Annotated in this window: 10 protein-coding genes and 2 tRNA genes; 9 read left to right on the forward strand and 3 right to left on the reverse strand. The window is 73.6% G+C overall.

The features are described 5' to 3' along the window. Positions 1 to 78: 78 nt before the first annotated feature. Together ACQKQD_RS23975 and ACQKQD_RS23980 are read left to right on the forward strand one after the other, a co-directional pair. The gene (locus tag ACQKQD_RS23975) at positions 79 to 3,084 is read left to right on the forward strand and encodes a bifunctional [glutamine synthetase] adenylyltransferase/[glutamine synthetase]-adenylyl-L-tyrosine phosphorylase (protein ID WP_427509744.1); all 3,006 of its coding nucleotides are present in this window, start codon (positions 79 to 81) and stop codon (positions 3,082 to 3,084) included. 72 nt (positions 3,085 to 3,156) lie between these two features. Beyond that, on the forward strand, positions 3,157 to 4,029 hold the full coding sequence (locus tag ACQKQD_RS23980) for a 3'(2'),5'-bisphosphate nucleotidase CysQ family protein (protein ID WP_427509745.1): 873 nt from the start codon (positions 3,157 to 3,159) through the stop codon (positions 4,027 to 4,029). Here ACQKQD_RS23980 and ACQKQD_RS23985 read toward each other — a convergent pair. Then, positions 4,010 to 4,588, reverse strand: a complete 579-nt coding sequence (locus ACQKQD_RS23985; RefSeq protein ID WP_427509746.1) for a YHS domain-containing (seleno)protein — start codon at positions 4,586 to 4,588, stop codon at positions 4,010 to 4,012. The genes ACQKQD_RS23980 and ACQKQD_RS23985 overlap by 20 nt on opposite strands. A gap of 157 nt (positions 4,589 to 4,745) precedes the next feature. On the opposite strand from ACQKQD_RS23985, the gene ACQKQD_RS23990 reads away from it, so the two are divergent. From ACQKQD_RS23990 to ACQKQD_RS24020, 7 genes are all read left to right on the forward strand, one after another. Next, positions 4,746 to 5,384 (forward strand): DUF1134 domain-containing protein, encoded by a 639-nt coding sequence (locus tag ACQKQD_RS23990; protein WP_427509747.1) that lies wholly within the window; start codon positions 4,746 to 4,748, stop codon positions 5,382 to 5,384. 168 nt (positions 5,385 to 5,552) lie between these two features. After that, positions 5,553 to 6,275, forward strand: coding sequence for a hypothetical protein (locus tag ACQKQD_RS23995; RefSeq protein ID WP_427509748.1), 723 nt, complete (start codon positions 5,553 to 5,555; stop codon positions 6,273 to 6,275). A 143-nt stretch (positions 6,276 to 6,418) separates the two neighbouring features. Next, the gene (locus ACQKQD_RS24000; protein ID WP_020094369.1) at positions 6,419 to 6,721 is read left to right on the forward strand and encodes a hypothetical protein; all 303 of its coding nucleotides are present in this window, start codon (positions 6,419 to 6,421) and stop codon (positions 6,719 to 6,721) included. A 168-nt stretch (positions 6,722 to 6,889) separates the two neighbouring features. Beyond that, a complete protein-coding gene (locus tag ACQKQD_RS24005) occupies positions 6,890 to 7,237 on the forward strand; it encodes a hypothetical protein (protein WP_427509749.1) in 348 nt (115 codons plus the stop codon). Between the two features lie 167 nt (positions 7,238 to 7,404). After that, on the forward strand, positions 7,405 to 8,673 hold the full coding sequence (lysA, locus tag ACQKQD_RS24010) for a diaminopimelate decarboxylase (protein ID WP_427509750.1): 1,269 nt from the start codon (positions 7,405 to 7,407) through the stop codon (positions 8,671 to 8,673). Beyond that, positions 8,670 to 9,530 carry a glycosyltransferase family 2 protein gene (locus tag ACQKQD_RS24015; RefSeq protein ID WP_427509751.1) on the forward strand — a complete coding sequence of 287 codons (861 nt, stop codon included), beginning with the start codon at positions 8,670 to 8,672 and terminating at the stop codon, positions 9,528 to 9,530. Before lysA ends, ACQKQD_RS24015 begins: the two co-directional genes overlap by 4 nt. A 12-nt stretch (positions 9,531 to 9,542) precedes the next feature. Next, positions 9,543 to 9,634, forward strand: a tRNA-Ser gene (locus ACQKQD_RS24020). 200 nt (positions 9,635 to 9,834) lie between these two features. On the opposite strand, the gene ACQKQD_RS24025 is transcribed toward ACQKQD_RS24020, so the two are convergent. Both ACQKQD_RS24025 and ACQKQD_RS24030 read right to left on the reverse strand, forming a co-directional pair. After that, a tRNA-Phe gene (locus ACQKQD_RS24025) sits at positions 9,835 to 9,907 on the reverse strand. Beyond that, positions 9,886 to 10,209: a hypothetical protein gene (locus ACQKQD_RS24030; RefSeq protein WP_427509752.1), complete on the reverse strand. Its 324-nt coding sequence runs from the start codon at positions 10,207 to 10,209 to the stop codon at positions 9,886 to 9,888. The genes ACQKQD_RS24025 and ACQKQD_RS24030 overlap by 22 nt, the downstream gene beginning before the upstream one ends. Positions 10,210 to 10,242: the final 33 nt, after the last annotated feature.

The raw sequence follows: 10,242 nt of genomic DNA on the forward strand, positions 1-10,242 counted from the left end.
AAGCCATGCGCGCCGGACCGGACACGGGCGGCCCGGTCGGCTACGATGCCGGCCCCGTCGCGCCAGGGAGGATGCGGCATGAGAGATGAGACCGGTCTCCCGAACGGATCGGCGAAGGGAGCGGCCGCCAAGCCAGCCGAGACGCTGCGCGCGCGCCTGCGCCCCCGGCTCGGGCTCGCCGACCCGGACGCCGCGGGGGCTCGGCTCGCCGAGCTCGCGCCGGCGCTGCCGGCCGGCTTCCTGACACCGTCCTGCCGGGAGCTGCTCCTGGGCCTGGCGGATCATTCCCCCTTCCTGTGGCGGGCGGCCACCCGGTCGCCCGAGCGGCTCGTCGCCCTGCTGGATCAGCCGCCGGACGCGGCGAGCCGGGACATCATCGCGCGGCAGCGCGCCGTCGGCGCCGCCTGTGGGGCAAATCCCGACCTCGCCGAGGTCGGCCGGCAATTGCGCGCCAACCGGGAGGCCCACGCCCTCCTGGTCGCCCTGGCGGATCTCGGCGGCTGCTGGGACCTCGACGCGGTGACCGGCGCCCTGTCGGCCTTCGCCGACGCCTCGGTTAGCGGGGCGGTCGAGGCGCTCCTCCGGCAGGGGATCGCGGCCGGGCGTTATAGGCCCAAGGATCCGGAGGCGCCGCAGGACGGGTCGGGCCTGATCGTCCTAGGCCTGGGCAAGCTCGGCGGCTGCGAGCTGAACTACTCCAGCGACATCGACCTCGTCGTCTTCTACGAGGCCGAGCCCGCTGCCGCGGCGACCGGCGGCGATCCGAAGCCCTTCCTCGTCAAGCTGGCGCAGGGGCTGGTGAAGCTCCTGGCCGACCGGACCGCCGACGGCTACGTCCACCGCATCGACTACCGGTTGCGGCCAGACCCGGGCTCGACCGCGGTGGCGCTCTCCACCGGCTTCGCCTTCGACTACTACCAGACGCTCGGCCAGAACTGGGAGCGCGCGGCCTTCATCAAGGCCCGGCCGATCGCCGGCGACATCCCGGCCGGCGAGGCCTTCCTGGCGGAACTCGCGCCGTTCATCTGGCGCCGGCACTTCGACTTCCCGGCCATCGCCGAGATCCACGCCCTGAAGCGGCAGATCCACATGGTCCGCGGCCACGAGACCATCGCGGTCGGCGGCCACGACATCAAGATCGGCCGCGGCGGCATCCGGGAGATCGAGTTCTTCGTCCAGACCCAGCAGCTCGTCTTCGGCGGCCGCAAGCCGGCCCTGCGGGGCCGCCGGACCGTGGCGATGCTCGGCGAGCTCGTCGCGGAGGGCTGGATCGACGGGCGGGCCCGGGACGAGCTCTCCGCGGCCTACGCGTTCCTACGCACCCTCGAGCACCGGATCCAGATGATCCGGGACGAGCAGACCCAGCGCCTGCCCACCGGGACCGAGGCGCTGACCGCGCTCGCCCTGTTCGCGGGCTTCCCCGACCTGGCGGCCTTCGAGGCGGCCCTGCTCCACCATGCCGGCCGGGTCCAGGCGCACTACGCCCTGCTGTTCGAGGCGGAGCCGGAGGCCGGCGCCGACGGGGCCGCCCTGATCTTCGGCGAGAGCGAGCCGGATCCCGAGACCCTGGCGCGGCTCGGCGCCTTCGGGTTCCGGGACCCGCCCCTGGCCTGGGAGACCGTGCAGGGCTGGCATCTCGGGCGCCGCCCGGCCCTGCGGACCGGCCGGGCCCGGGAGATCCTCGCCGAGATGCTCCCGGCGCTGCTGCGCGCGCTCGGCGGCACCGCCGACCCCGACGCGGCGCTCCTCGCCCTCGACCGGGCCTTCGCGCGGATGCCCGCGGTGGCCGAACTCCTCGCTATCCTGCGCTCGCACGAGCGCCTGCGCCTGCTGTTCGCCGACATCCTGGGGACGGCGCCGCGCCTCGCCGACACGGTCGGCCTGAGCCCGCACGTCCTCGACACCGTGCTCGACGCCGACTTCGTGACGCCGACCACGGATCCCGACGAGGTCCGCGCGCAGTACCGGTCGCTCCTGGGCCAGCCGGCTAGCCACGAGGAGAGCCTCGACCGCTGCCGGGACGCCACCCGGCAGATGGCCTTCGTTACGGGCGCCCGTCTGCTGTCGGGAATCCTCACCCCGCGCCAGGCCGGGGAGGCCTACGCGGCGATCGCCGAGGCCACGGTGGCGCTGAGCCTGGAGGCGGAGGAGCGCCGATTCGCCCTGGACCACGGCGCGGTTCCGGCGGGGCGCTGCTGCATCCTGGCGCTCGGCCGCCTCGGATCCCGCCAGCTCAGCGCGGAATCCGACCTCGACCTCGTGTTCCTGTACGATTTCGACCCGGAGAACCGCACCAGCGACGGACGGCGTCCCCTCGACGCCGTGGTGGCCTACAACCGTCTGGCGCAGCGCGTGTTCGCGGCGCTCACCACGGCCACGCGGCGCGGCCGGCTCTACGCGGTCGACCTCCGGCTGCGGCCCTACGGCAGCCACAGCCCGCCCGCCGTGCAACTCAGCGGCTTCGCGGCCTATCACGGCGGCGAGGCGGAGCTCTGGGAGCACATGGCCCTCGCCCGTGCCCGGGTCGTCGCCGGCGACGCCACCCTGGCGGCCGACGTCACGGCCGCGATCGCCGGGATCCTCCGGCAGCCGCGCGAGACCGCCGCCGTCTGCGCCGAGGCGGGCGCGATGCGGGCCCTGGTCGCGCGGGAGCGGGGCCATGCCGGCCCCTACGACCTGAAGCTCGCCCCCGGCGCGCTGTTCGACCTCGACTTCCTCGCCCAGGCCATCGTGCTGAGCCAGGCACGCGACTGGCCCGGCTGCATCGGCCTCGGCGCGGAGTCGCTCTTCCGCGAGGCGGCGGCGCGCGGCCTCCTGCCCGCGGCGGCGGGCGAGGCCCTCGCCGAGACCTACGGCTTCCTCGACGCCGTCTACCAGTGGCAGCGGCTCGTGATGACCGATCCCGCCGCGGAACCGTCCGAGACCGCGTCCCGGCAGATCGCCAAGGCGGTGGGCCTCCCGGACGCGCGCGGCCTCGCGGCGGAGCTGCGCCGCCACCGCCGCCGGAGCCAGGCCCTGCTGGCGCGGATCCGGCGGACGGTTCGGATGCCGGCCGCCGCGCGGGAGCTGCCGGAGCGCCGATGAGGCGGCGCTCCGGCCAGTGGCCGTCGACATTCACCCCCCGCTCGGGCATTCAGGGCGGTGTCGGGAGGCATCATGATGGGCGCGGCGACGATCTCGGGACCGGAGCGTGAGCGGATCGCCGCGGCGCTCGCCGAGATGGCCTGCGCGGCGGGGGAGATCCTGCGCCGCTACCACCGGGGTCCCTGCCCCCACGCCCTGAAGCCGGACGGCTCACCCTCCAGCGCTGCCGACGTCGAGGCCGAGGACCTGATCGTCGAGGCCCTCGCCGGGCGCTTCCCCGGGATCGCGGTCGTGGCCGAGGAGCGCGCCCAGAGCGACGCGACCCGCACCGCCGATCTCTTCTTCCTCGTCGATCCGCTGGACGGCACCCGCGACTTCCTCGCCGGGACGCCGGACTACTCGGTCAACATCGCGCTGGTGTCGGGCGCCCGCCCGGTGGCGGCCGCGCTGGCGGCCCCCGGCCTCGGCCGCGTCTGGTGGGCCGGCCCTGCGACCTTGGAGGGCCCCGTGATCGCGGGCCGGCCGGGGGCCGGGCGGCCGGTCCGCGCGCGGGCGGCGCCGGGGACGGGCCTCGTCGCCCTGGGCAGCCGGCGGCACGGCGATCCCGAGACCGCCACCTGCCTGGCGGCGCTGCCGGTGGTGGAGACGCGCCAGGTCGGGTCCGCCCTGAAGTTCGGGCTGATCGCCGCAGGCGAGGCCGACATCTACGTCCGCTGCGGCCCGACCATGGAATGGGACACGGCCGCGGGCGACCACATCGTCGCGGCGGCGGGCGGCTGCGTGGTGGTGCCGGGCGGCGGCCCGATCCGCTACGGCCAGCACGGACCCGATCACCGCAACGGTCCCTTCGCGGCCCTCGGGGACCCCGCCCTGGCCCCGCGGCTCGCCCTGCCGGCCCGCGCGAGCGACCGGCCGGCGGCGGCGCTCAGCGCGGCGCATCCGTAGGCGGCACCTTGGGCGAGGCGTCGGGCGAGGCGTCGGGCGGGACATCCTGCAGGCGGCGCACGGCGGGCCAGGCCGCCTCCGCCTGCCGGGCCAGGCCGGGCTCCGCCAGGAACCGGGCGCGGCGCCCGGCATCCCGGAACAGGTAGAGGCGCTCGTCGATCACCGCGAAGACCAGGGGATCGGCGTCCACCAGCCGGCCATCCAAGATCCCGGCGGCGTCGTAGCCCCCGAGACGCGGCGCGTAGGCGGGCGGGTCGTCCCGGAAGGCGGCGCGGTTGGCGCCGCTGGAGAAGCGCCAGACCTGGCCGCCCCAGGACAGCTCGAACCGGGCCAGACCGGCCTGCGGCCCGCCCTCCAGGAAGTAGCTGACCGGGTCGAAGCCGTTGAGCGTCAGCAGCTCGATCCGCGTCCGGGCCGTCAGGCCCTCCTCCGCGGCGGCGTGGCCGGGGGCGACCGCCGGCAGGGCCGCCAGCGCGGCTGACAGCGCGGCTGACAGCCCCACCGCCCGCGCGAGCGTGAGCGCCGCCCGCGGGACGCGCGCGCCCGACCGCCCGGCCATGCGGACTGCGGGGTCAGGACGCGTTAACCACATCTTGCGGATTCCCTCAGAAGCTGGTCCGACTCATCCGCCCGGCGCGGCCTCTGCCGGCCCGGCGGGACAGAGCGGCACAGGTCCATCGCACGAACCGTTAATCGAACCGGGCGAGGAGGCAACGATGACGGCACGAGACGATCGCGGCACCGATCGCGGCACCGACCGCCGCACCCTCCTGCGCGCGGGCCTCGGCCTGGCGCTGGGTGCGCCCCTCAGCGGCTCCCTCCTCGGCGCCGCGGGCGCGGCCCGCGCGGCCGGCGAGGATCTCGACACGCCCGAGACCTTCCGTCCCGGCGAGATCGTGGAATCCGGCCATCGGTTCTTCGGTACGGTGTCGCGCGGCCTCGCGCTCACCGTCGAGGAGGCGGGCCGGCGCTGGGGCGAGCCCAACGGCTACATCCTCGGCCAGGAGGGCGGCGGCGCCGTGGTGGCGGGCGTCCGCTACGGCGAGGGCACGCTCTACACCCGCAACGCCGGCAAGCGGCGCATCTACTGGCAGGGCCCGTCCCTCGGCTTCGATGTCGGCGGCGACGGCGCCCGCACCATGATGCTGGTCTACAACCTGCCCAACGTGCGCGACCTGTACCGCCGCTTCGCCGGCGTCGACGGCTCCGCCTACTTGGTGGGCGGCTTCGGGATGACCGCGGTGGTCAACGACCGGGTCATCGTCGTGCCGATCCGCAGCGGCGTCGGCGCGCGGCTCGGGATCAATGTCGGCTATCTGAAGTTTACCCGTGAGCCGACGTGGAACCCGTTCTGATCCGGCCTGATCCGGCCTGAGCCGGCCTTGATCCGGGACGGCGTCGGAACGCGTTCTGATTGACCGGCCCCGCGGGATTTCACCCTCGCGGCCAACCTGGGCTAGAGTGGAGTTGGGTCGGGTTTTCCGGCCGGATGCGCGGGCTGCACCCTCGTGATCGAAACGGTGATGATCTTCGCGCTGGGCTTCCTGGCGGCGAGCCTGTGCGGCCTGCTGCTTCTGCCGGCCCTGAATGCCCGCGCCGCGCGCCTGGAGCGCCGGCGGGCCGAGGCGCGCCTGCCCCTGTCGCCGGCCGAGATCGCCGCCGAGCGCGACTTCCTGCGCGCGCAGTTCGCCGTGCAGCAGCGCCGGTTGGAGCGCCGGGTCGAGACCGTCGAGGCGCGGCGGCAGGCCGACATGGCGGCGATCGGGGCCGGGACGATGCGGGTCGCCGCCCTGGCGCGCGACGTCGCCGCCCGCGATGCCGAGATCGCCCAGGCCCAGGCCAAGACCCGGGAGCTGGAGACCGAGCTGACGCTGGCGCGGGAGGACGGGAGCGCGAGCCTCGCCACGCTCCAGGCTCTCGAGGACGCCCATGCCGACCTGCTCGACAGTCTCCTGGCGCTCCGGCAGGGCGCGGCGCCGGCACCGGACGCCGCCGCGCTGGCGGCCGAGCGCGACGACCTGCGCGCGAGCCTGAAGGCGGCCGAGGAAGCTCTGGCCCTGACCGTGGCCGACCGCCAGAACGAACGCCACGACCGGGCCGGAAACCCGCCGCCGGACCGGCAGGCCGGCATCGAGCGCGAGAACGCCGATCTCCGCCGGCGAATCGTCGAGGTCGCCGAGGCCCTCACGGCCCCGGGCCGGATGCCGCGGACCGCGGCGGCGATGCCGGAACCCGAGCGGGTCTGAGCCGATCCACCCCCGAAACGGGGTTTGGCGACCGGAACGCAACCGAAAACCTGCGATGACTGCCTTGTTTCGACCACGCAAAGGCATCATCGCATCGCCGACGCGTCCTGCATTCACAACTTCGACAGATGGTACGGATACCCATGCGCCTGAAGCCGATCGTCCTCGCCGTCGCGGCGGCCGTTGCCCTGACGCTGCCGGCAGCCGCGCAGCAGACGAAGCGCGGCAACGAGACCCTGAAGAAGTACTGCACCGGGGACTACCTGACCTATTGCGGCAACCTGGCCCCCGACGATCCGGCCACCGATGCCTGCTTCCAGAAGAACTGGAAGAAGCTCAGCGAGAACTGCCGCCGGGCGATCGACGCCTACGAGGCCGAGCAGCAGCAGAACGCCCCCGCCAAGAACCGGCAAGGCTCGCAGGGCGGCAAGGAGCGGCGGGGCTGACGCCTTCCGGCTGTCGAGGCCGGGCCGGGAGCCGCGGGAACGGGCCCCAACCATGCGCCGCGGCCGGCCTGTGGCGGACGGGCGCTCGCGCCGGGACGCGGCAACGGCTAAGGTAGCGCTCCCGCCGGCCCTCGCGTGCCGGTGCCGAGCCCGCCGGACCCTCGCGCGATGTTGTCGAAACCCGCCCTGAAACTCCTCGCCGTGTCCGGCCTCGTGGCCCTGGCGGCTTCCGCCTGCGGGCGGCGGGGTGCGCTGGAGCCGCCCCAGACGGCGGCCCCGCGGGCGGGTGTGCAGGCCAGCGCGGACGCGCCGACCGGGCGGCGAACGCTGCCGGTCTCGGTCGGCCTCGGCGGCGGCGCCCCGGAGCCGGACCCGGCCTCGGTGCGCGCCGGCGACGAGCTCTCCGCGGCGGCGGTCCCGCCGGGCGGCACCGAGGCGCCGGTCGAGACCAGCCGCGGCGCGCGGCGCGGCTACCGGGTGCCGAAGGAGCCTTTCATTCTGGATCCGCTGCTGTAGAGGGCGGAGGCCGGCACGTCGTCGCGGTGCCGCGCGCCCGGTGACCCCGCTCGGACTCGGTCGGACCCCGCCACCGGCGCGCGCCCGCCGCGGCCTGCGGCGGGGTGTTTCACGGGAAACAGCCCGCGCTCCGGCGGGACGAGATACGGCGACGAGACACGGCCGAGATGCACCATTTTCACTATCGCGACGGCCGCCTGCACGCCGAGGATGTCGACCTGACCGGCCTCGCCGCGGAGGTCGGCACACCGTTCTACTGTTACAGCACCGCCACGCTGGAGCGGCATTTCCGCGTCTTCGCGGAGGCGTTCGCGGCCGACGACGCGCTGGTCTGCTTCGCCATGAAGGCGAACTCGAACCAGGCCGTCCTGCGGACCCTCGCGGCCCGGGGCGCCGGGATGGACATCGTCTCCGGCGGCGAGCTGCAGCGGGCCCTGGCGGCCGGGGTGGACCCCGGCAAGATCGTGTTCTCGGGAGTCGGCAAGACCCGCGCCGAGATGGAGGCCGCACTGAGGGCCGGCATCTTCTGCTTCAACGTGGAGAGTGAGCCGGAACTCGCGGTCCTGTCCGAGGTGGCGGTGGGCCTCGGCCTCCGCGCGCCGGTCTCAGTCCGGGTGAACCCCGACGTGGACGCCGGCACGCACGCCAAGATCTCCACCGGCAAGTACGAGAACAAGTTCGGCATCCCGATCACCCGGGCGCCGGCTGTCTACGCCGCTGCGGCCGCCCTGCCGGGGATCGCGGTGCACGGCGTCGACATGCATATCGGCAGCCAGATCACCGATCTGGCGCCCTTCGCCGACGCGGCCCGGCTGCTCGCCGGCCTCGCCCGGGAGTTGCTGGCGGCCGGCCATCCCCTGCGCCACATCGATTTCGGCGGCGGCCTCGGCATCCCCTACCGCGACGACAACGCGCCGCCGCCGGACCCGGCCGCGCTGGCGGCGACCCTGCGGCCGCATTTCGCCCCCCTCGGCCTGCGGCCGGTCTTCGAGATCGGCCGGATGATCGTCGGCAATGCCGGGATCCTGCTGACGCGGGTGCTCTACGTGAAGCACAGCGAGGGGCGGACCTTCGTGATCGTCGACGCGGCGATGAACGACCTGATCCGCCCGACCCTGTACGAGGCCTATCACGGCCTGCGGCCGGTCATCGAGCCGGGTCCCAAGACGCCGCGCCTCGTCGCCGATGTGGTCGGCCCGGTCTGCGAGAGCGGCGACTACCTCGCCCTCAACCGCGAGATGCCGGAGGTGAGGCCCGGCGACCTGATCGCCGTGATGAGCGCCGGCGCCTACGGGGCGGTGCAGTCCTGCACCTACAACACCCGGCCGCTGGTGCCGGAGGTTCTGGTGCGGGGCGACCGCGCGGCGGTGGTCCGCCCGCGCCTCGACGTCGACGCCCTGATCGCCCTCGACCGGGTGCCGGACTGGCTGGCGTGAGCCGCGCTCCGGAGGGCGCCGCCGCCCCCAGGCCGCTCCCGGGAGCCGACGGGCCCCTGCCGCTGTCGGTCTTCATCATCGCCCACAACGAGGTGGACCGGATCGGCGCGACGCTTCGGGCGGTCCGCGGCCTGACCGACGACCTCGTGGTGGTCGATTCCGGGTCCACCGACGGCACGCAGGCCCTGGCGGAGTCGCTGGGCGCGCGGGTGCTGCACCATCCCTGGCCGGGCTACGGCCCGCAGAAGCGCTTCGCAGAGGAGCAGTGCCGGCACGTTTGGCTCCTGAACCTCGACGCCGACGAGGTGGTGCCGCCGGAGCTGGCCCGGGAGATCCGGGGCCTCTGGGCCGCGGGCGAGCCGCGCCGGCCGGCGTGGCGGATCGGCATCGCCGAGATCTTCCCCGGCGAGGGCCGGCCGCACCCGCTCGCCTACACGCTGACGCCGGTCCGGCTCTACCGGAAGGACAAGGGCCGCTACGCCGCCTCGCCGGTCCACGACCGGGTGGCGCTGGAACCGGGGGTGAAGCCGGGCCGGCTCCGGGGCGTGATCCACCATTTCTCGGTGCGCTCGCTCGGCGACCAGCTCGACAAGCTGAACCGCTACTCCGACCAGCAGGCGGACGACTTGGAGTCGCGGGGCGTGGTGATCCCGACCTGGCGGGTGTTCGTCGAGCTGCCGGGCAATTTCCTGAAGGCCTATCTCGGCCGCCGCCACTTCGTGCGGGGCACCTACGGCTTCCTGACGGCGATGAACTACGCGATCTCGCGGCATCTGCGCGTCGCCAAGCACGTCGAGCGCCGCCGCGTGGCCGCCGCCCGCCAGGATCGGGTTGACCCGCCGGATCCGACCTTCTAGAGCCAGAGCGCCGGAGACGTGGCCGAGCGGCTGAAGGCACTCGTTTGCTAAATGAGCATACCCAGAAATGGGTATCGAGGGTTCGAATCCCTCCGTCTCCGCCACCTATGCGCGACCCTAGCTAAGTCGCTGTAAATAAGCGAAGTGCAGGATCATCTACACCGCCGTTTGATCCGATTTGTAACCGCCGCCCTCGGGTTCGTTTGTAACCGTCGGAGTGGTCATCCACAGGATCGGCGGTCCGTTCCCTCAGAGGTCAGCCGTTATGATCGTCCCGCGGGGCGATCACAGCCATGGATGGCGGTGCCCCAGTGACGATTCGAACATCACTCTCCGGATTTTCAGTCCAGCGCTTTCACCGGTTCAGCTGCTGAGGCTTGGGAAAGATTTTCGCACCGCACCGAGGGTTCGCATAGGGCGGCGGACTTGGGCCGCGATCTCGCGGGAAGCGGGCCAGCGACCGCACCGCCTCGGCTTCATCAATCGGCGGGCACGGCGGCTCCCGGTCGTGGGCGGCGCGCCACTCCATCAGTAGGATCTCGACGCAGTGGTCGACCAGGTCCTCGCGGAGCTCGGGGTTGTAACGGACTAGGCGAACGAGCGGATCGATGCAGTCTGCCTCCTCGGCGCGGTCAAGCTCACAGATGATGTCATCTTTCGAGATGAAGTTCCTCCGCACGTTTTTGCCTGCGCCGTGGGTCGGTCTCGGCCA

The sequence above is a fragment of the Methylobacterium sp. NPDC080182 genome (assembly GCF_050281105.1).
Lineage (GTDB): Bacteria > Pseudomonadota > Alphaproteobacteria > Rhizobiales > Beijerinckiaceae > Methylobacterium.